Source organism: Streptacidiphilus sp. ASG 303, from assembly GCF_020991365.1.
GTDB lineage: Bacteria > Actinomycetota > Actinomycetes > Streptomycetales > Streptomycetaceae > Peterkaempfera.
This window is the reverse complement of sequence record NZ_JAJLRA010000011.1, coordinates 64,434-83,873: the sequence shown is the minus strand read 5'-3', so window position 1 is coordinate 83,873 and position 19,440 is coordinate 64,434. Positions and strand designations below refer to the sequence as shown.

Annotated in this window: 18 protein-coding genes and 2 tRNA genes; 15 read left to right on the top strand and 5 right to left on the bottom strand. The window is 74.5% G+C overall.

The window, feature by feature from the left end:
* Window positions 1-73: 73 nt before the first annotated feature.
* Complete coding sequence (mycP, locus tag LO771_RS16440; RefSeq protein ID WP_230653065.1) at window positions 74-1,522, top strand: type VII secretion-associated serine protease mycosin; 1,449 nt, start codon at window positions 74-76, stop codon at window positions 1,520-1,522.
* 121 nt (window positions 1,523-1,643) lie between these two features.
* Window positions 1,644-1,719 (top strand) — tRNA-Thr (locus LO771_RS16435).
* Window positions 1,720-1,802: 83 nt separating this feature from the next.
* Here LO771_RS16435 and LO771_RS16430 read toward each other — a convergent pair.
* Window positions 1,803-2,564 (bottom strand): nucleoside/nucleotide kinase family protein, encoded by a 762-nt coding sequence (locus LO771_RS16430; RefSeq protein ID WP_230653063.1) that lies wholly within the window; start codon window positions 2,562-2,564, stop codon window positions 1,803-1,805.
* Between the two features lie 212 nt (window positions 2,565-2,776).
* Between LO771_RS16430 and galT the strand changes: the two genes are divergently transcribed.
* The 5 genes from galT to LO771_RS16405 all read left to right on the top strand — a co-directional run bounded on the left by galT (window position 2,777) and on the right by LO771_RS16405 (window position 8,772).
* Window positions 2,777-3,943 (top strand): galactose-1-phosphate uridylyltransferase, encoded by a 1,167-nt coding sequence (gene galT / locus LO771_RS16425; RefSeq protein WP_230653061.1) that lies wholly within the window; start codon window positions 2,777-2,779, stop codon window positions 3,941-3,943.
* A complete protein-coding gene (gene galE / locus LO771_RS16420; protein WP_230653059.1) occupies window positions 3,940-4,920 on the top strand; it encodes a UDP-glucose 4-epimerase GalE in 981 nt (326 codons plus the stop codon). Before galT ends, galE begins: the two co-directional genes overlap by 4 nt.
* Window positions 4,917-6,107, top strand: a complete 1,191-nt coding sequence (galK, locus tag LO771_RS16415) for a galactokinase (protein ID WP_230653057.1) — start codon at window positions 4,917-4,919, stop codon at window positions 6,105-6,107. The genes galE and galK overlap by 4 nt, the downstream gene beginning before the upstream one ends.
* Before the next feature lie 226 nt (window positions 6,108-6,333).
* Complete coding sequence (locus tag LO771_RS16410) at window positions 6,334-7,095, top strand: response regulator transcription factor (protein ID WP_230653055.1); 762 nt, start codon at window positions 6,334-6,336, stop codon at window positions 7,093-7,095.
* A gap of 42 nt (window positions 7,096-7,137) precedes the next feature.
* Window positions 7,138-8,772: a nucleoside-diphosphate sugar epimerase/dehydratase gene (locus LO771_RS16405; RefSeq protein ID WP_230653053.1), complete on the top strand. Its 1,635-nt coding sequence runs from the start codon at window positions 7,138-7,140 to the stop codon at window positions 8,770-8,772.
* Window positions 8,773-8,872: 100 nt separating this feature from the next.
* Here LO771_RS16405 and LO771_RS16400 read toward each other — a convergent pair whose 3' ends face one another.
* Together LO771_RS16400 and LO771_RS16395 are read right to left on the bottom strand one after the other, a co-directional pair.
* Window positions 8,873-9,790, bottom strand: coding sequence for an SGNH/GDSL hydrolase family protein (locus LO771_RS16400; RefSeq protein WP_230653051.1), 918 nt, complete (start codon window positions 9,788-9,790; stop codon window positions 8,873-8,875).
* Between the two features lie 152 nt (window positions 9,791-9,942).
* Window positions 9,943-10,440, bottom strand: a complete 498-nt coding sequence (locus LO771_RS16395; protein WP_230653049.1) for a MarR family winged helix-turn-helix transcriptional regulator — start codon at window positions 10,438-10,440, stop codon at window positions 9,943-9,945.
* A gap of 107 nt (window positions 10,441-10,547) precedes the next feature.
* Between LO771_RS16395 and LO771_RS16390 the strand changes: the two genes are divergently transcribed.
* The 3 genes from LO771_RS16390 to LO771_RS16380 all read left to right on the top strand — a co-directional run bounded on the left by LO771_RS16390 (window position 10,548) and on the right by LO771_RS16380 (window position 12,533).
* On the top strand, window positions 10,548-11,351 hold the full coding sequence (locus LO771_RS16390) for a trans-aconitate 2-methyltransferase (RefSeq protein WP_230653047.1): 804 nt from the start codon (window positions 10,548-10,550) through the stop codon (window positions 11,349-11,351).
* 86 nt (window positions 11,352-11,437) lie between these two features.
* Complete coding sequence (locus tag LO771_RS16385) at window positions 11,438-11,812, top strand: VOC family protein (RefSeq protein WP_230653261.1); 375 nt, start codon at window positions 11,438-11,440, stop codon at window positions 11,810-11,812.
* A gap of 67 nt (window positions 11,813-11,879) precedes the next feature.
* Window positions 11,880-12,533, top strand: coding sequence for a maleylpyruvate isomerase N-terminal domain-containing protein (locus LO771_RS16380; RefSeq protein ID WP_230653045.1), 654 nt, complete (start codon window positions 11,880-11,882; stop codon window positions 12,531-12,533).
* A 41-nt stretch (window positions 12,534-12,574) separates the two neighbouring features.
* Here LO771_RS16380 and LO771_RS16375 read toward each other — a convergent pair whose 3' ends face one another.
* The gene (locus tag LO771_RS16375; RefSeq protein ID WP_230653043.1) at window positions 12,575-13,177 is read right to left on the bottom strand and encodes a TetR/AcrR family transcriptional regulator; all 603 of its coding nucleotides are present in this window, start codon (window positions 13,175-13,177) and stop codon (window positions 12,575-12,577) included.
* Window positions 13,178-13,353: 176 nt separating this feature from the next.
* Entirely contained in the window at window positions 13,354-14,313 is a 960-nt protein-coding gene (locus LO771_RS16370; RefSeq protein ID WP_230653041.1) for an acyl-CoA desaturase, read from the bottom strand.
* Between the two features lie 341 nt (window positions 14,314-14,654).
* On the opposite strand from LO771_RS16370, the gene LO771_RS16365 reads away from it, so the two are divergent.
* The 5 genes from LO771_RS16365 to LO771_RS16345 all read left to right on the top strand — a co-directional run bounded on the left by LO771_RS16365 (window position 14,655) and on the right by LO771_RS16345 (window position 19,385).
* Window positions 14,655-15,668, top strand: coding sequence for a hypothetical protein (locus tag LO771_RS16365; RefSeq protein WP_230653039.1), 1,014 nt, complete (start codon window positions 14,655-14,657; stop codon window positions 15,666-15,668).
* Between the two features lie 7 nt (window positions 15,669-15,675).
* A tRNA-Gln gene (locus LO771_RS16360) sits at window positions 15,676-15,746 on the top strand.
* Window positions 15,747-15,884: 138 nt separating this feature from the next.
* Window positions 15,885-17,390, top strand: coding sequence for a bifunctional UDP-N-acetylglucosamine diphosphorylase/glucosamine-1-phosphate N-acetyltransferase GlmU (gene glmU / locus LO771_RS16355; protein ID WP_230653037.1), 1,506 nt, complete (start codon window positions 15,885-15,887; stop codon window positions 17,388-17,390).
* Window positions 17,391-17,516: 126 nt separating this feature from the next.
* Window positions 17,517-18,494 (top strand): ribose-phosphate diphosphokinase, encoded by a 978-nt coding sequence (locus LO771_RS16350; protein WP_230653035.1) that lies wholly within the window; start codon window positions 17,517-17,519, stop codon window positions 18,492-18,494.
* Between the two features lie 270 nt (window positions 18,495-18,764).
* Window positions 18,765-19,385 (top strand): 50S ribosomal protein L25/general stress protein Ctc, encoded by a 621-nt coding sequence (locus LO771_RS16345; protein WP_230653033.1) that lies wholly within the window; start codon window positions 18,765-18,767, stop codon window positions 19,383-19,385.
* Window positions 19,386-19,440: the final 55 nt, after the last annotated feature.

Sequence of the window (19,440 nt, the reverse complement as noted above, 5' to 3'; positions counted from 1 at the left end):
CCGGCTGCCCGGTCCGCACCCGTTGCGGACCGGGCAGCCCCATGTGCCGTCCGGCCGACGAGGAGACAGACCGATGCACCAGTCGGGCACGAGAACACCGCTCCGGATGGCGGCGGTCCTGATGTCGGCGGGGGCACTCCTGCTCGGCGGCGCGGTCCAGCCCGCCGCCGCCGTGGACTCCATCCGTGCTGAGCAGTGGTACCTCGATGCGATGAAGGCCCCCGAGATGTGGAAGATCTCGACAGGCCGCGGAATCACGGTCGCCGTCATCGACTCCGGCTTCAAGACGGACCATCCGGATCTGGGCCCGAACATCCTTCCCGGTAAGGATTTCTCCGGGCTGCCTGGCGGTGTCTCCACCGACTCCGAAGGCCACGGCACAGGGATGGCCCAGATCATCGCCGGTAGCGGTAAAGGCCTCGGCGGCAAGGGGGCGTACGGACTGGCCCCGGGCGCCATGATCCTGCCGATCCGCGTGAACCTCGTGGACACCTCTCATAGTGAGAAGAGTGCGGAGATCCTCGGACAGCTTAGCCGGGCCATCCGTTACGCCGCCGACAGCGATGCCAAGGTCATCAACATGTCGCTCGGTCTCCGCTCGAAAAGCGCAGCACTGCAAGCGGCAGTGGACTACGCACGCTCCAAGGGCAAACTCCTCATTGCGTCAGCCGGGAACAGCGGCGACAGCGGCAATGCGGTGGAGTACCCGAGTTCCCTTCCCGGTGTGGTTGCGGTCTCCGCCGTCGGCCGTGACGGCGAGGTGACTGCCGAGTCGGAGCACGGCCCCCAGGTCGCCCTCGCCGCACCGGGCGAGGACATCTACCGGGCCTGCACCCGCCCCTCCGGATACTGCAAGGCCCACGGCACCAGTGACGCCGCCGCCCTCGTCTCCGCCTCGGCCGCGCTCGTGTGGTCCGAGCACCCGGACTGGACGGCGAACCAGGTCCTGCGGGTACTGATCAACACGGCGGGCAAGGACGGCAAGGGCCGCAGCGACTACCTCGGGTACGGCGTCGTGCGGCCGCGGGTCGCGCTGACCGACCCCGGGGACCCGGGCCCGGCCGACGTGTACCCGCTGGCCGCCACCGCGCCGTCCGCCGGGGCCTCCGCGCCCGCCGGGCCGCCGTCGGCCGGCGGGGCGTCGCAGCCCCCCGGTGACGCGGCGTCCCCCGCGCCGTCGTCCGCCGCCCCGGCGGCGGAGTCCGGCGGCGGAAGCGGCGCGGGGCTGTGGATCGGCGTGGGCGCGGCCGTCCTGGCGGTCGCGGCCGTGGTCGTGCTCCTGCTCGTCCGGCGCGGCCGGGGCGGCGGCTCCGGCCCGTCGTCCGGCGGGCCGGGAGGGCCCGGCGGCGGGTACGGGCAGCCGTACCCGGGGCCGCAGGCCCCGCCGTACCCCGCGCCGTCGGCACCGCCCGCGCCGCCGCACCCGGGCCCGTACCCGAACCGGTACCAGGCGCCGCCCGCGGGCGGCTTCGGGCCGCCGCAGGGCGGCCCGTACGGGGGCGGGACGACGCCCCCGCAGTAGGGACGACCGGTCGCCGGCCCCGCACGCACCGGCGTGCGGGGCTGCGCCGTCCTCCGCCCGGCCGGGTCCGCGGCGCCGATTTCGTGTTCCCGGCGATGACCATGTAATGTCTTCCTCGCTCGCCCCAATAGCTCAGTCGGCAGAGCGTCTCCATGGTAAGGAGAAGGTCTACGGTTCGATTCCGTATTGGGGCTCCACCAGGTCGAAGGCCCCCGCCACCACGGCGGGGGCCTTCGGCGTTCCCGGGCGCCCGGCGTTCCCGTACGCCCGCCCGGCGCGGTCAGCCGAGCGGCGGGGCCAGCACGGTGCGGTCGCAGCGGGAGCGGGCGGCCTTGACCTGTTCGCCGTTGGGGCGGTCGTTGCCGGAGACGCGGGCCGCGGCGCGCTCGGGGGAGGAGCCGTTGCCCCGGTGGCGGGCGCGCAGGCGCTCCTCCCGCAGCCCGTCGGGCGCGTCGACGTACCAGAGGGCGTGCAGCAGGGCGCGGGCCTCGCGCCATCCCGGTCCGTCGAGCGCGAGGTAGTTCCCCTCGGTGACGACGAGGCGGCAGTGGGGCTCGACGGTGTGCCGGGCGGCGACGGGCTCGTGGAGGGCGCGGTCGTAGTCGGGCACGTGGACGGTGTGCGGGGGAGCGTCGGCGATCCGCCGCAGCAGGGCGGCGTAGCCGTGGGCGTCGAAGCTGGGCGGGGACCCCTTGCGGTCCGTGAGGCCCAGCTGTTCCAGCCGGCTGGTGGAGAGGTGGAAGCCGTCCAGGGGCACGTAGGCGGCGGCGCCGTCGCCGAGCCGTTCGCAGGCGGCGGCGATGAGGGCGCGGGCGAGGACGGACTTGCCCGCGCCGGGCGGTCCGGCGAGGCCGAGGAGGGTGCGGGGGCCGGGGAGGGCGAGGGCGTCGTCGAGCAGGCCGGCGAGGGTGTCGGAGGTCTCCCGCGCGGGGGCGGCGTCCGGGCGGCCCGTCCCGGCCCTCCCGTTCCGGCCGTCCCTGCCGTCCTGCTCGGGGCGCTCGTGCCGCAGCCGGGGAGCGGCATGGTCGGGTCGTCGCTGCATGGGACCAGCATGGCCCCTGCGGGAGCCCGCCCCGCCCGCGGTGGCGTTTCGTGTTGCTTCCCGCCGCCGACCGCCCGTCGGCCGCCTCTCCAGGGCGCGAAAGGGGGCGCGGCCGCCGCGTCCCCCGCAACTTCACCCGCCTCCGCTGTTGACTGGTGGTGCCTTGTGTTTGATTATGTTCGCAGTCGGGGGTGCTGGGAGAGGCGGAAACCGTGAAGAAGACGACGACCAAACTCGCGGACGGCCGCGAGCTGATCTACTACGACGCCGACGACTCCGCCGTGCGCGACGCCGCCGACACCCAGGACCCCAGACCCCTGGAGCACGTCGCCAGCCTCTCCGAGATCCGGCACGACCCCGTCCTCGACGAGTGGGTCGCCGTCGCCTCCCACCGGCAGGGCCGCATCTACCACCCGCCGGCCGACGAGTGCCCGCTGTGCCCGTCCCGTGACGGCCGGCACACCGAGATCCCCGCGGCCGACTACCAGGTGGCGGTCTTCGAGAACCGTTTCCCGTCCCTGGCCGCCGACGCCGCCGCCCACTACGAGGGCGACAGCGGCCCCGGCACCGCCCGCACCACCGGCCCCCTGCCGTACCTGGGCCGCCCCGGCACCGGCCGCTGCGAGGTGGTCTGCTTCACCCAGGAGCACGACCTCTCCTTCGCGGACCTCACCCCCGCCCAGGCCCGCCTGGTCCTCGACGCCTGGACCGACCGCACCGCCGAGCTGTCCGCGATGCCCGGCGTCGAGCAGGTCTTCTGCTTCGAGAACCGCGGCGCCGAGATCGGCGTCACCCTCGGCCACCCCCACGGCCAGATCTACGCCTACCCCTTCACCACCCCCCGCACCGAGCGGATGCTCGCCTCGGCCGCCGCCCACCGCCGCCGCACCGGCCGCAACCTCTTCGAGGACCTCCTCGCCGCCGAGCGCGCCGCCCCCGAACGGGTCGTCGTCGCCGGCGAGCACTGGACCGCGTTCGTCCCCTACGCGGCCCACTGGCCCTACGAGGTGCACCTGTACCCCAACCGCCGGGTCTCCGACCTGACCGCCCTCGACGAGGACCAGCGGGCCGAGTTCCCCGGCATCTACCTCGACCTCCTGCGGCGCTTCGACCGCCTCTTCGTCGAGGACGGGCAGACCGCGCAGGCCTCGCCCACCCCGTACATCGCGGCCTGGCACCAGGCCCCCGTCCGGCAGTCCGCGGCCGCCGGGCGCCCGCCCGCGGCGACCGAGCTGGCCCTGCACCTGGAGCTGTTCACGATCCGGCGTACGGTGGGCAAGCTCAAGTTCCTCGCCGGCAGCGAGTCCGGCATGGACGTGTTCGTCAACGACGTGTCGCCCGAGCGGGCGGCGCAGCGCCTGCGGGAGGTCGCACCATGAGCCAGCCGACGCGGAAGTACCTGGTCACCGGCGGGGCGGGATACGTCGGCGGGGTCGTCGCCGCCCACCTCCTGGAGGCCGGACACGCCGTCACCGTGCTGGACGACCTGTCCACCGGCTTCGCCGAGGGCGTCCCCGCGGGCGCCGACTTCGTGCGCGGCCGCATCCAGGACGCCGCCGACGTCCTCGACCCCTCCTACGACGGCGTGCTGCACTTCGCCGCCTCCTCGCAGGTCGGCGAGTCCGTCGCCGACCCCGAGAAGTACTGGCGCAACAACGTCGCCGGGTCGCTGGAACTGATCGCCGCCATGCGCAAGGCGGACGTGCGCACCCTCGTCTTCAGCTCCACCGCCGCCACCTACGGCGAGCCGGAGCAGGTCCCCATCGAGGAGACCGCCCGCACCGCCCCCACCAACCCCTACGGCGCCACCAAGCTCGCCGTCGACCACATGATCACCGGCGAGTGCGCCGCGCACGGCCTGGCCGCCGTCTCCCTGCGCTACTTCAACGTCGCCGGCGCCCACGGCCGGCACGGCGAGCGCCACGACCCCGAGTCGCACCTCATCCCGCTGGTCCTCCAGGTCGCCCTCGGCCGCCGCCCCCACATCTCCGTGTACGGCGACGACTACCCCACCCCCGACGGCACCTGCGTCCGCGACTACATCCACGTCGCCGACCTCGCCGAGGCCCACCTCCTCGCCCTCGACGCCGCCCGCCCCGGCGAGCACCTCATCTGCAACCTCGGCAACGGCAACGGCTTCTCCGTCCGCGAGGTCGTCGAGGCCGTCCGCCGCGTCACCGGCCGCGACATCCCCGCCGTCACCGCCGAGCGCCGCCCCGGCGACCCCGCCGTCCTCGTCGCCTCCGCCGAGCGCGCCAAGGCCGTCCTCGGCTGGCGGCCCAGCCGCACCGACCTCGACGGCATCGTCGCCGACGCCTGGGCCTTCGCCCGCTCCCTGGAGGAGAACCGACCGTGACCGCAGCCACCGACACCACGCCCGCGGCCGCCCACCAGGCGGCGGCCGCGGCCGCCGCGGGCTTCGCCGCCGTCCACGGCGGCGCGCCCGACGGCGTCTGGGCCGCCCCCGGGCGCGTCAACCTCATCGGCGAGCACACCGACTACAACGCCGGCTTCGTGCTGCCCCTCGCCCTCCCGCACACCACGCGGGCGGCCGTGCGGCGCCGCACCGACGGCCTGCTGCGCCTGCACAGCGCCCAGGCCCCCGGCGCCGTCGTCGAACTCCCCGTCGACGCCCTCGCCCCCGGCGCCGCCGAGGGCTGGGCCGCCTACCCCGCGGGCGTGGTGTGGGCGCTGCGCGAGGCCGGGTACGCCGTCGGCGGCGCCGACGTCCACGTCGACAGCGACGTGCCGGCCGGAGCCGGCCTGTCCTCCTCCGCCGCCCTGGAGTGCGCGGTCGCGGCGGCCTTCGCCGACCTCCACGACCTCGGCCCGGAACCCGCCGAGCTGGCCCTGCTCGCCCAGCGCGCCGAGAACGACTTCGTCGGCGTCCCCTGCGGCGTCATGGACCAGACCGCCTCCACCTGCTGCATCGCGGGCCACGCCCTCTTCCTGGACACCCGGGACCTGACCAGCCGCCACGTCCCGCTCGACCTCGCCGCCGCCGGCCTGCGGCTGCTCGTCGTCGACACCCGCGTCAAGCACGACCTCGCCGACGGCGCCTACGCCGAGCGGCGCGCCGGCTGCGAGCGCGCCGCAGCCCTCCTCGGCGTCCCCGCCCTGCGGGACGTGCCCCTCGACGGGCTGGAGGAGGCCCTGGACCGGCTCACCGAGCCCGCCCTGCGGCCCCTGGTCCGGCACGTCGTCACCGAGGACGCCCGCGTGGAGCGGGTCGTCGCCCTCCTCGACGCGGGCGACCTGCGGGCGGTGGGGCCCGTCCTCACGGCCGGCCACGCCTCGCTGCGGGACGACTTCCGCGTCTCCTGCTTCGAGACCGACCTCGCGGTGGAGGCCGCCGTCACCGCCGGGGCCCTCGGCGCCCGCATGACCGGCGGCGGCTTCGGCGGCTCGGTCATCGCCCTGGTCGAGGAGGACGCCGTCGACCGCGTCGCCGCCGCCGTCGCCGACGCGTTCGCCGCCGCCGGCCGCACCGCCCCCCGCGCCTTCACCGCCGTACCGGCGCAGGGCGCCCGCCGCCTCGCCTGACCCGCGCCCGCCCCGCCCGGACCCCTCCCCGCCCGTGCCGCACACCGCCGCCCGCCCGCCCCGGCACCCGCCGGGACGGGCGGGCGTGTTTACAGAATCCCCACCACCGCCACACCCCGGCCCGTACCCTGAGGGGCGGTGCCGGTGGGGGCCGGCACCGGGGGGCGGTCCCGCCGCGCACGCGCTCTTCCGGCGGCGGCCGAGCCCCGAGTCAGGGGGGTTGGTGATGGGGCGCATCCGTGTCCTGGTGGCCGACGGCCACCGCGTCTTCGCAGAAGCAGTCGCCGCGGCGCTCGCCGCCGAACCGGACATCGACGTCGCGGCGGCGGACAGCACCAGGGCGGCCGAGCAGGCCCTGCGCCGGGCCGCCGCCGACGGACGCGCCGTCCACGTCCTGCTCGTCGACGCGGACCTCGGCGCCACCCCGCCCGCCGCCCGCACGCCCGCCGCCCGCACGCCCGGCGGCGCCGGACCCCGCGCCCGCACCCCGGCCGCCGACGGGCTCGCCCTCGCCGCCCGCAGCCGCACCGACCACCCCGGCCTCAGGGTCGTGGTCCTCGCGGCCGCCGACGACCCGCGGCGGGCCGTCCGGGCCCTCCAGGCCGGGGCCGGCGCCTGGCTCCCCAGGGACTGCCCCCGCGACCGCCTCACCGCCGTCGTCCGCGGCGTCCTCAGGGACGAGACCCACCTGCCCCCGGCGCTCCTCACCGGAGTCGTCCGCGAACTCGTCGCCACCCGCACCGACCGCGCCGAGAACCGCCGCCTCCTCGACACGCTCACCCCCCGGGAGCGGCAGGTCCTGCGCTGCATGGTCGACGGACTCGGCCGGCAGGCCGCCGCCGAACGCCTCCACCTCTCCCCCCACACCGTGCGCACCCACGTGCAGAACGTCCTGGGCAAGCTCGGCGTGCACTCCGCACTGGCAGCGGTCGCCCTGGCGCGCCGCGCCGGCATGAGCCCCGCGGAGACCGCCGCCGCCGGCGGCTGACCCAAGCCGCACACTCCGTCAGGTCAGGCAACCGGAGGACACATGTCGTCATCCACCAGCGGCCCCGCCGACCGGCACGCCGCCCCCGCCCCACCCGTCACCCCCGCCCCACCCGTCACCACCGCCCCACCCGTCACCACCGCCCCCCGCGGCGGCGCCGGCCCGCACCCGGTCCCCGCGCAGGCCGGGACGGGACAGGGCCTGCGCACCCTCGTCGTCGGCGCCGGCTCCGCGGGCTCCGCACTCGTCCGCGACCTCGTCCGCACCCCCGAGTTCGGCCTGCGCCCCGTCGGCGTCCTCGACGACGACCCCGCCAAGATCGGCACCGCCCTGCCCGCCGAGAACCACGCCGTCCCCGTCCTCGGCCCCCTCCGGGACCTCACCGACCTCGCCCTCGCCCACCGCGCCCAGGTCGTCGCCCTCGCCATCCCCGGACTGCCCCACCGCACCGTCCGCCGCCTCGCCACCGCCGCCGCGGCCGCCGGCGCCTCCGTCCGCTACCTGCCGTCCTTCCTCGCCGCCCTGCGCCGCGAGGTCGTCGGCTCCGACATGCGCACCCTGGACGTCAACAAGCTCATCGGCCGCCACGAGGTCCACGTCGCCTCACCCGACGTCCGCTCCGTCATCGCCGGCCGCCGCGTCCTGGTCACCGGCGCCGGCGGCTCCATCGGCGGCGAACTGTGCCGCCAGGTCCACGCCTTCGGCCCCAGCGCCCTCTACATGCTCGACCACGACGAGTCCAACCTCCACCGCCTCCAGCTGGAGATCTGGGGCGAGGCCCTCCTCACCGACGACTCCCTCGTCATCGCCGACATCCGCGACCGCCCCCGCATCCAGCAGATCTTCCGCGACCTGCGGCCCGAGGTCGTCTTCCACGCCGCCGCCCACAAGCACCTGCCGCTGCTGGAGCGCCACCCCTCCGAGGCCGTCAAGTCCAACGTGCTCGGCACCGACCGCCTCGTCGAGGCCGCCCTCGCCACCGGCGTCGAGCGGTTCGTCCTCATCTCCACCGACAAGGCCGCCGACCCCACCTCCGTCCTCGGCGCCAGCAAGCGCCTCGCCGAGCTCATCGTCCAGGCCAACGCCCGCGACGCCCGCAACCTCGGCACCGGCGTCTTCTCCGCCGTCCGCTTCGGCAACGTCCTCGGCTCCCGCGGCTCGCTGCTCTCCGTCCTCGCCGAGCAGATGCGCAGCGGCGGCCCCGTCACCGTCACCCACCCCGACGTCACCCGGTTCTTCATGACCATCGAGGAGGCCGTCGGCCTCGTCCTGGAGGCCGGCCGCATGGCCCGCGGCGGCGAGGTCTTCGTCCTCGACATGGGCGAGCCCGTCCGCATCGTCGACCTCGTCCGCAACTTCGCCCGCCAGGTCAGCCTCGACGTCGACGACGTCGAGATCCGCTTCACCGGCCTGCGCGCCGGCGAGAAGCTCAACGAGGCCCTCTTCTCCGAGGGCGAGGAGCGCCTGCCCACCGACCACCCGCGCATCTTCGCCACCGCCGCCGCCCGGGGCACCGGCCCCGACGACCTCGCCGGCGGCCTCACGGGCCTCTACCGGGCCGCCGACGGCAACGACGACGAGGAGGTCCGCCGCCGCCTCACCACCCTCCTCCCGGGCTACCGCACCCCCGAACCCGCCGTCCCGGCCCTCGCCGCCCCCTACCCCGACGGGTTCTGAACGCCCCGCGGGGCGGGGCCTGCCCGACCCCCGCCCCGCGGAGCGCGCGGGGCCGCGGACCACCCGGCCCGCGGCCCCGCCGTCGACGGCGTCGACGCCGTCAGCGCCCCCCGTGGTGCCGGTGCAGCGCCGCCGCGAACGCGTCCGCGATCACCTGGTGCCCCAGCGGGTTGGCGTGGATGTCCCGGTACGGCGTGCACTCCCAGGTCCACTGGCAGATGCGCGCCACGTTCAGCGGCACCCCGCCCACACCCGGCAGCTGCACCGTCGTGGCGAAGTCGCCGCTGGAGAACGCCTGGCCCACCGCCGCCACCGCGAAGCCCGTCCCCCGGTACTCCGACGTCAGCAGCGAGGTGAGCCGGTCCTGCAGCGGACCCGACTGCCGTGCCGTCGCCTGCCCGGCCGCACCGGTCAGCCACAGCGCCAGGTACGGGTTGTAGTACGACATGCCCGCGTAGCGCGGCGCGCCGCCGCCCGCCGCACGCAGCCCCAGCGTGATCCGCGGCAGGTTGCGGGCGACGGTGTCCAGGCCGCCGGAGACGCAGGCGGTGTCGATGGCGCCGCCCGCCAGGCAGCCGCCGATGTCGTTGGCGCCGATGTCCACCGTCAGGAAGCGGACACGCCCCCGGTGCTCGCTCAGGAACCGCGTGGCGGCGTCCAGCTGCGAGGACGCCCCCGGGTAGGAGCACCTCCCGCCGACGATCATCGACGTGGTCGTCTCCCCGCTGCAGCCCAGGCGGACGTGGACCAGCCGCGGGTCGTCCTTCTTCAGCCGCTCGTACAGCCGGTCGGTGTACGAGACGTCGGTGTCCCGGTGCACGTCCGGCTGGTAGCCGGCCGCCAGCGAGTCGCCCAGCGAGACGTAGTAGGTGGCGCGGTCGCCGCCGTGGCCTCCGTGACGGCCCCCGTCGTGGGCGGACGCGGGCGCCGTCGCCCCCGCGGTGAGCACGACGGCACTGGCCGCCGCGGCCAGCAGCCGCACGGCGGACCGCCACGGGCTGCGGAGTGTTGCGGACACGGATGTGCCCCCCTTCTGCCCGCGCCAGGAGTGCCTGAGGTGGTCGGGCGTCGGCGGCGGGCAGACGGAGTATGCCTACTACCGATGGGTAGCGGGCAAGACCCGTGCACGTACCGGCCCGCGCCGGCGAGGGCCCCGGCGGGCGTCCCGGTTCAGTCCGGCACGTTGTCGAACGGCGCGACCAGCTCCCGCAGCAACCCCGCCAGCTCCCGGCGCCGCCCCGGCGCCAGCTCCGCCAGCAGCGCCCGCTCGTGCCCCAGCAGCCCCGCCAGCGCCTCGTCCGCCCGGTCCCGCCCCGACGCCGTCAGCCGCACCAGCACCCCGCGCCGGTCGCCCGGGTCCGGCAGCCGCCGCACCAGGCCCTTCTCCGCCAGCCGGTCGATGCGGTTGGTCATGGTCCCCGAGGTCACCAGCGTCTGCGTCAGCAGCTGCCCGGGGGAGAGCTGGTACGGCTCGCCCGCCCGCCGCAGCGCCGTCAGCACGTCGAACTCCCACGGCTCCAGGCCGTGCTCCGCGAAGGCCGCGCGGCGGGCCCGGTCCAGGTGGCGCGCCAGCCTGCTGACGCGGCTCAGCACCTCGAGCGGTTCCACGTCGAGGTCCGGGCGCTCACGGCGCCACGCTGCCACCAGGCGGTCGACCTCGTCCTCCATGGCGATCAGTGTAGTGGGCGGTGTGTCGATGTGAAGTCTCTTGACATCGAGACAGGCCGCGTGCACGCTGCATGTGTCTTGACGTCGAGATACTTTGCGGAGCGGACATGACCCGGTGGGACCCCGACCAGTACCTCCGCTACGACGACCACCGCACCCGCCCCCACCACGACCTCCTCCACCGCATCCCCGCCGACACCCGCCCCCACCGCATCCTCGACCTCGGCTGCGGACCCGGGAACTCCACCGCACCCCTCCGCACCCGCTGGCCCGACGCCCGCATCACCGGCGTCGACACCTCCCCCGAGATGCTCGCCGCCGCCCGCACCCGCCACGCCGGCCCCAACCCCGGCGGCACCGGCACCACCGACTACGTCCGGGCCGACGCCGCCACCTGGGACCCCGCCCCCCACCACCCCGACCTCATCGTCACCAACGCCCTCCTCCAGTGGATCCCCGACCACCTCCCCCTCCTGGACCGCTGGACCCGCGCCCTCACCCCCGGCGGCACCCTCGCCCTCCAGCTCCCCGGCAACTTCGACGCCCCCAGCCACACCCTCCTCGCCGGCCTCCGCACCAGCCCCCGCTGGAAGGACCGCCTCGCCGACGGCGCCCGCCGCGACGCCGCCGCCCACGACCCCGCCGCCTACCTCGACCGCCTCACCGCCGCCCACTGCACCGCCGACGTCTGGGAGACCACCTACCACCAGCTCCTCCCCGGCCCCGACCCCGTCCTCGAATGGGTCAAGGGCACCGCCCTGCGCCCCGTCCTCACCCGCCTCGACCCGCCCGACCGGGCCGCCTTCCTCGACGAGTACGCCGCCCTCCTCCGCCAGGCGTACCCGCCCGGCCCCCACGGCACCGCCTTCCCCTTCCGCCGCATCTTCGCCGTCGCCCGGAGGAACCCGTGAGCGCAGAGGAACCCGTGAGTGCAGAGGAACCGATGAGCACGGACGAACCCGCGACCGCGGAGGAACCCGCGACCACGGAGCAGGGCGTGATCACCGCCCTCGACCACGTCCAGCTCGCCGCCCCGCCCGGCACCGAGGACGCCCTCCGCGCCTACTACACCGGCGTCCTCGGCATGACCGAGGTCCCCAAGCCCCCCGTCCTCGCCGCCCGCGGCGGCTGCTGGTTCCAGGCCGGAACCGCCCAGCTCCACCTCGGCGCCGAAGAGGGCTTCACCCCCTCCCGCAAGGCCCACCCCGCCCTCCGCGTCACCGGCATCCACGCCTACGCGCAGCGGCTCACCGAACGCGGCGCCCCCGTCACCTGGGACCACGACCTCCCCGGCCACCACCGCTTCTACTCCCGCGACCCCGCCGGCAACCGCATCGAGTTCCTCGAACCCCACACCCCCGGCACCCCCTGAACCCCACCCGCCCCGCTCCCCGGCGGAGCAGCCCCCGCACCCCGGCGCCCGCCCCTACCATCCCGCCATGCACCCGGACAGCCCCCGCAACCCCGACCGCCCGGACCCCGACCACCCCGGCACACCGCCCCACCCCGTCGACCACCGCCACGTCGAGCAGGCCGTCGCCGAGATGCTCCGCACCCTCGGCCCCCACACCCACCGCGACTGGGACACCCCGGCCGGCCCCCTCACCTGGACCTGCCGCGACACCGCCGCCCACATCGCCCACGACCTGCTCGCCTACGCCGCCCAGCTCACCGCCCGCCCCGACGACGCCTACCTCCCCGTCGACCTCACCGTCCGCCCCGACGCCACCCCCCGCCAGGCACTCCAGGCCGCCGCCGCAGCCGGCCGCCTCCTCGCCGCAGCCCTTGCCACCGCCCACCCCGAGACCCGCGCCTGGCACTGGGGCCCCTGCGACCCCACCGGCTTCGCCGCCATGGGCGTCGCCGAGACGCTCCTCCACACCCACGACATCACCCAGGGCCTCGACGTCCCCTGGCAGCCCCCCGCCGACCTCGCCGAGGCAGCCCTCCGCCGCCTCTTCCCCGACGCCCCGCCCGGCGACCCCGCCCAGGCACTCCTCTGGTGCACCGGCCGCACCGCACTCCCCGACCGCCCCCGCCGCACCGCCTGGACCTGGCAGGCCGCCCTCCCCGAACCACCCGCCCCCCGGTGACCCCGCCCCCCGGTGACCCCGCCCCCCGGTGACCGAGGCCCTCAGTCCTTCCGCTCCCCCATCAACCGCGGATGCCGCTCCATCCCCTCCAGGCCGTGCCACGCCAGGTTCACCAGATGCGCCGCCACCTCCGCCTTCGCCGGACGCCGCACCTCCAGCCACCACTGCCCCGTCAGTGCCACCATCCCCACCAGCATCTGCGAGTACATCGGCGCCAGCCGCGGATCGAACCCCCGCGACTTGAACTCCAACCCCAGGATGTCCTCCACCTGGGTGGCGATGTCGCTGATCAACGACGCGAACGTCCCCGTCGACTGCGCCACCGGCGAATCCCGCACCAGGATCCTGAACCCGTCCGTCGACGTCTCGATGTAGTCCAGCAGCGCGAACGCCGCCTCCTCCAGCAGCACCCGCGGATGCCCGCCCGTCAACGCCCCCGTCACCATGTCCAGCAGCAGCTGCATCTCCCGGTCCACCACGACCGCGTACAGCCCCTCCTTGCCCCCGAAGTGCTCGTACACCACCGGCTTCGACACCCCGGCCTTCGCCGCGATCTCCTCCACCGACGTCCCGTCGAACCCCCGCTCCGCGAACAGCGTCCGGCCGATCTCCAACAGCTGCTCCCGCCGCTGCTTCCCCGTCATCCGCACCCGGCTCCCCCGCCGGGCCGGCCGCCGCTCCCGACCCGCCGGGGCCGCCCCGGCCGGGGCCGCCCCCGCCGAAACCGCCTCCGACCGGCCGGCCGTACCACCGTCCGCGCTCCTGCCGCTGCTCCCGTTCACCCCCCCATTCTGGAGCAACCCCCCCGGCAGGCGGGCCGTCATTCCGCCCGGCGGGACTCCACCCGCTCCCGGCTCGGCCACCGGACGTCCCGCGCCCACCCCGCCAGCTCGAACCACCGGATCAGCCGCGCCGACGAGTCCACCTGCCCCCGCAGCACCCCGTGCCGCGCCGACGTCGGGTCCGCGTGGTGCAGGTTGTGCCACGACTCGCCGCACGACAGCACCGCCAGCCACCACACGTTCCCCGACCGGTCCCGCGACCGGAACGGACGCCGCCCCACCGCGTGGCAGATCGAGTTGATCGACCACGTCACGTGGTGCAGCAGCGCCACCCGCACCAGCGACCCCCAGAAGAACGCCGTCGCCGCACCCTGCCACGACCACGACAGCAGACCGCCCGCCAGCGGCGGCAGCAGCAGCGACACCGCCGTCCACAGCGGGAACTGCCGCGAGATCCGCCGCACGTCCCGGTCCTGCACCAGGTCCGGCGCGTACTTCCGCTGGTCCGTCTGCTCCTCGTTGAACATCCAGCCCAGGTGCGCCCAGAACAGGCCCTTCAGCAGCGCCGGGACCGTCTCCCCGTACCGCCACGGCGAGTGCGGGTCGCCGTCCTTGTCCGAGTACCGGTGGTGCTTGCGGTGGTCCGCCACCCAGCGCACCACCGGACCCTCCACCGCCATGCTCCCCGCGATCGCCAGCGCGATCCGCAGCCCCCGGTTCGCCTTGAACGAGCCGTGCGTGAAGTAGCGGTGGAAGCCCACCGTGATCCCGTGGCAGGTCGCGAAGTACATCACCGCCGCGATCACCAGGTCGCGCACCCCCACCCCCCGGCCCCAGGCGACGGGCACCGCCGCCACCAGCGCCAGGAACGGCACCACGATGAACACGGCGAGCGTCACCCGCTCCACCGTGCCCTGCGTGTCGCCGCCGAGCGTCGCGCTCGGCAGCGGGTCGGGAGCGGCGGCCGTGGGCCGTACCTCGGTGGACTGGGCTGTCATGGGCGTCCCCTTGCTGGGTGTCGGTGGTGCGTGCCGGATGTCGGTGCCGGAGGTCGGCTCTGGACGCCGCCGTCGCGTGCCGGGCGCGGGGTGCCGGATCGGCGGTCCTCGGGTGCCGGACATCGGCGGACGGGGGCGGAGGCGGCGGCGGGAGCGGAATGACGGGCTCGGGCCTTCGGGAAGGGCCACCTACGGATGCGTAACTTACGCCATCGTAGGTTGGTGCACCCCTCCAGGGGAAGCCCACAGGGCCGAAAGAACGACTTGAGCAGAATCACTCGAACGTGTGATCTATTCGGATATCCCGGACAGGTGCCCGCCCGGCGCCCGACGCTGGATCCGTGACCAGCGACAACGCGCCCCACGGCGCCACCCCGACCATCCCCGCCCAGGCCGCACCCGCCGACCCCGTCCTCACCGGATCCACACCTCCGCCACCCGGTCCCGTTCCTGTCCCCGCCCCCGAGGCGGGCCCCGCCGAGACCGACCGCGCCGAGACCGACCGCGCCGAGACCGACCTCCGCGAACGGGCCAGGGCCCTCCGCCGCGCCGGCCACAGCCGCCGCAGCATCCGCGAACAGCTCGGCATCCGCAGCGAGGACCGGCTCGGCCGCCTCCTCCAGGGCGAGCCCCCGCCCGAGTGGACCCGCCGCCCCCGCGCCAAGGACCACCTCCGCGCCCGCGCCCGCGAGCTGCGCCTCGAAGGGAGGACCTACGACGAGATCAGCGCCGAGCTGGACGTCTCCAAGAGCTCCGTCTCCCTCTGGGTCCGCGACCTGCCGAGACCGGCCCCGCGCATGACGCCGGAGGAGAAGGCGCGCCACATGAACGAAGTGCGATGGGAACCGCTGCGGCGTGAGCGCGATGCGGAGCGGCGGGCGGTGAAGGCTGCGGCCCACGCCGAGATCGGACAGCTCTCCGAGCGGGAGCTCTTTATGATCGGTGTGGCCCTGTACTGGGCCGAGGGTGCCAAGGACAAGGCGTACGACCGCCGCGAGGCCGTCGGCTTCATCAACAGCGACCCTGGCGTCGTCCGCGTCTACCTCGCCTGGCTGAGGCTCCTCGGCGTGGAGGAGTCCCGGTGGCGGCTGCGGGTCCACATCCATGAGACGGCGGACATCGAAGCGGCGGAGCGCTACTGGGCGGAACTGGCAGGAGTCGACCCCGCGGCGCTGCAGCGGACGACAGTCAAGAGGCACAACCCTGCGACGAACCGCAGGAACACCGGCAGTGCCTACCGCGGATGCCTCTTCGTGAAGGTGCTGGACGCGGCTGACCTTTACCGTCGCATCGAGGGCTGGTGGTGCGGCATAGTGTCTGCTGTCGAAGGTCAGGACCTCGGTCCTGCCGAGTGACGAGCTTTCCGCCGTGGTGTAAGGGCAGCACAGGGTCTTTTGGTGGCCTTAGTCTGGGTTCGAATCCTAGCGGCGGAGCTCCTTTTCTGATCGTTTCCGATCGCTTGCGGGTGGCCGTTCCCCGCACCCCCGTTATTCTCAAGGCGTCCGGGTACGCCTGTGCGGATGTGCGTCCCGGCCCGTCCCCGCCCCCAGCAATGCCGAGGAGCCTCCCGCGTGAGTGCCAACTCCCCCGCCGCCGTCATCGTTCTCGCCGCGGGTGAGGGCACCCGCATGAAGTCGCCGTCGCTGCCGAAGGTGTTGCACCCCATGGCCGGGCGCACCCTGGTCGGGCACGCGGTGGCCGCGGGCCGTGAGCTGGAGCCGGAGCACCTGGTGGTCGTGGTGGGCCACATGCGGGAGAAGGTCGTGGCGCACCTGGCCGAGGTGGACCCGGGGGTCCGGACGGCGGTGCAGGAGGAGCAGAACGGCACCGGGCACGCGGTGCGGGTGGCGCTGGAGTCGCTGGCCGCGGACGGCGTGGCGGTGGACGGCACGGTGGTGGTGACGACGGGGGACGCCCCGCTGCTGACGGGGGAGACGCTGCGGGCGCTGGCGGAGGAGCACGCGTCGCGGGGGAACGGGGTGACGGTGCTCACGGCGGTGGTGCCGGACGCGTCGGGCTACGGGCGGATCCTGCGGGACGGGGACGGCGCGGTGTCGGCGATCGTGGAGCACAAGGACGCGTCGGAGGAGCAGCTGGCGGTGTCGGAGGTGAACTCGGGGGTGTTCGCGTTCGACGGGAAGCTGCTGGTGGAGGCGCTGGGGCAGCTGCGGACGGACAACAGTCAGGGGGAGGAGTACCTGACCGACGTGCTGGGGATCCTGCGGGAGGCGGGTCACCGGGTGGGTGCGGTGGTGGCGGGGGACTTCCGGGACATCCTGGGGATCAATGACCGGGTGCAGCTGGCGGAGGCGCGCCGGATCCTGAACGGCCGGCTGCTGGAGCGGGCGATGCGGGCGGGTGTGACGGTGGTGGATCCGGCGTCGGTGTGGATGGACGTGTCGGTGTCGTTCGAGCCGGACGCGGTGGTGCTGCCGAATGTGCAGCTGTACGGGGAGACGCATCTGGGGGCGGGTTCGGAGGTGGGTCCGAACTGTTCGCTGACGGACACGGTGGTGGGTGCGGGGGCGCGTGTGAGCAACGCCACGGCGGACCGTGCGGAGGTGGGTCCGGGGGCGTCGGTGGGGCCGTACGCGTACCTGCGTCCGGGGGCGCGGCTGGCGCGGGGGGCGAAGGTGGGGACGTATGTGGAGGTGAAGAACTCGTCGCTGGGGGAGGGGGCGAAGGTTCCGCATCTGTCGTACATCGGGGATGCGGAGATCGGTGAGGGGTCGAACATCGGGGCGGCGTCGGTGACGGTGAACTACGACGGCGTCAACAAGCACCGGACGGTGGTGGGTGCGCACTGCCGGACCGGTTCGGACACGATGTTCATCGCGCCGGTGACGGTGGGGGACGGGGCGTACACGGCGGCGGGTTCGGTGATCACGAAGGATGTGCCGGCGGGTGCGCTGGCGGTGGCGCGGGGGCAGCAGCGGAACATCGAGGGCTGGGTGGAGCGTCGCCGGGAGGGGTCGGCTGCGGCGCGTGCTGCTGCTGCGTCGCGGGGGGCGGGCGGGGTTGCGTCGGGGGAGGTTGCGGCTGCTCCCGGGGCGGACGGTTCGGTCGGGGGCGCGTAACCTGGTGGACATGCGTGCGCTGCGGGTCCGATGCCCGGCCTGTGGTGGCGTTTCCCTTTTTGAACGGCCAGTCGCCCGGTTCCGGAGCGCGGACCTGTGTGCGGCAGCAACCGAGGAGACGGTGCAGTGACCGGCATCACCACGTCCGGTGAGAAGAATCTTCGACTCTTCTCCGGCCGGGCCCACCCGGAGCTGGCGAAGGAGGTCGCCGAGCAGCTGGGGACCGAGCTGGTTCCGACCAAGGCGTTCGACTTCGCCAACGGCGAGATCTATGTGCGGTTCCTGGAGTCGGCGCGTGGTGCGGACTGCTTCGTCATGCAGAGCCACACGGCGCCGATCAACCAGTGGGTCATGGAGCAGTTGATCATGATCGATGCTCTGAAGCGGGCCTCCGCGCGGAGCATCACGGCGATCCTGCCGTTCTACGGGTACGCGCGTCAGGACAAGAAGCACCTGGGCCGTGAGCCGATCTCGGCGCGGCTGGTCGCGGACCTGCTGCGGACGGCGGGTGCGGACCGGCTGATGGCGGTGGACCTGCACACGGCGCAGATCCAGGGCTTCTTCGACGGGCCGGTGGACCACCTGTTCGCGCTGCCGATGCTGGCGGACTACGTGGCGACGCGGGTGGCGGCGGACCGGCTGACGGTGGTGTCGCCGGACGCGGGCCGGGTGCGGGTGGCGGACCAGTGGTCGGACCGGCTGGCTGCGCCGCTGGCGATCATCCACAAGCGGCGTGACCCGAACGTGGCGAACAAGGTGATGTCGGCCGAGGTGGTCGGTGACGTGCGCGGCCGGGTGTGCGTGCTGGTCGACGACATGATCGACACGGCGGGCACGATCTGTGCGGCCGCGGACGCGCTGTTCGAGAACGGTGCGGCGGACGTGATCGTGGCGGCGACGCACGGTGTGCTGTCGGGTCCGGCGGCGGACCGGTTGAAGAACTCGCGGGTGAGCGAGTTCGTCTTCACGAACACGCTGCCGACGCCTGCGTCGCTGGGGATGGACAAGGTGACGACGCTGTCGATCGCGCCGTCGATCGCGGCGGCGATCCGTGAGGTGTTCGAGGATGGTTCGGTGACGAGTCTGTTCGAGGGCGTGCACTGACTGTTCCGCCGTCCGTGTGATCGGCCCGCCGCCGGATTCGTCCGGCGGCGGGCCGATTTCGTTCCTGTGCGGGGGAGCGGGTAGGATCGGGGGGTTGCTCGGCGAGGGAGGCCGTACGGCTCGCGAGGGCTCGGCTTCCGTGATCGACGCGCTGCTGCGAGTTCCGTGCGTGCTGCCGCCGAGTGATCTGCCCCGAATTTCCGAGGGTGTGGTCCCGGCGGCTTTCTGTTGTTCCGTCCGCACCCCGCGTACGCCACGAGGAGTGCTGTCGTGTCCGAGGTCCGTCTTGCCGCTGAGCCCCGTACCGAGTTCGGCAAGGGCGCTGCCCGCCGTGCCCGCCGTGCCGGTCTGGTCCCGGGTGTGGTCTACGGCCACGGCCAGGAGCCGGTCCACCTGAACCTGCCCGGCCACGACCTGATGATGGCCCTGAAGACCCCGAACGTGCTGATCTCCCTGCCGATCGGCGGCAAGGACGAGTTCGTGCTGCCGAAGGCCGTGCAGCGGGACCCGATCAAGGGCTTCCTGGAGCACGTCGACCTGCTGCTGGTGAAGCGCGGCGAGAAGGTCACCGTCGAGATCCCGGTGCTGACCGAGGGCGAGCTGGCCCCGGGCGGCAACCTGCTGGAGCACGTCCTGAACGCGCTGCCGGTCGAGGCCGAGGCCACCCACCTGCCCGAGAACGTCACCGTGTCGGTGGAGGGCCTGGAGGCCGGCGCCTCGATCCACGCCAAGGACATCGAGCTGCCGAAGGGCACCACCCTGGCCGTCGAGGAGGACGCCGTGGTGCTGCACGTCGTCGCCGCGCAGGTCGAGGAGGCCCCGGCCGAGGAGGGCGCCGAGGCCGCCGAGGCCGCTCCGGCCGCCGAGGCCGCCGAGGGCTCCGAGGCCTGATCCGGTCGCGGATCCGTTCGTCGCCGCTGCCCCGGCCCGCTCCGGCGGGCCGGGG

Bases quoted from the DNA above. Each gene is read 5' to 3' on its own strand.
- LO771_RS16410 (WP_230653055.1), top strand. From the start codon at position 6,334: ATGGGGCGCATCCGTGTCCTGGTGGCCGACGGCCACCGCGTCTTCGCA.
- LO771_RS16375 (WP_230653043.1), bottom strand. From the start codon at position 13,177: ATGACGGGGAAGCAGCGGCGGGAGCAGCTGTTGGAGATCGGCCGGACG.
- LO771_RS16380 (WP_230653045.1), top strand. From the start codon at position 11,880: ATGCACCCGGACAGCCCCCGCAACCCCGACCGCCCGGACCCCGACCAC.
- LO771_RS16405 (WP_230653053.1), top strand. From the start codon at position 7,138: ATGTCGTCATCCACCAGCGGCCCCGCCGACCGGCACGCCGCCCCCGCC.
- mycP (WP_230653065.1), top strand. From the start codon at position 74: ATGCACCAGTCGGGCACGAGAACACCGCTCCGGATGGCGGCGGTCCTG.
- LO771_RS16370 (WP_230653041.1), bottom strand. From the start codon at position 14,313: ATGACAGCCCAGTCCACCGAGGTACGGCCCACGGCCGCCGCTCCCGAC.
- LO771_RS16430 (WP_230653063.1), bottom strand. From the start codon at position 2,564: ATGCAGCGACGACCCGACCATGCCGCTCCCCGGCTGCGGCACGAGCGC.
- galE (WP_230653059.1), top strand. From the start codon at position 3,940: ATGAGCCAGCCGACGCGGAAGTACCTGGTCACCGGCGGGGCGGGATAC.
- LO771_RS16395 (WP_230653049.1), bottom strand. From the start codon at position 10,440: ATGGAGGACGAGGTCGACCGCCTGGTGGCAGCGTGGCGCCGTGAGCGC.
- LO771_RS16390 (WP_230653047.1), top strand. From the start codon at position 10,548: ATGACCCGGTGGGACCCCGACCAGTACCTCCGCTACGACGACCACCGC.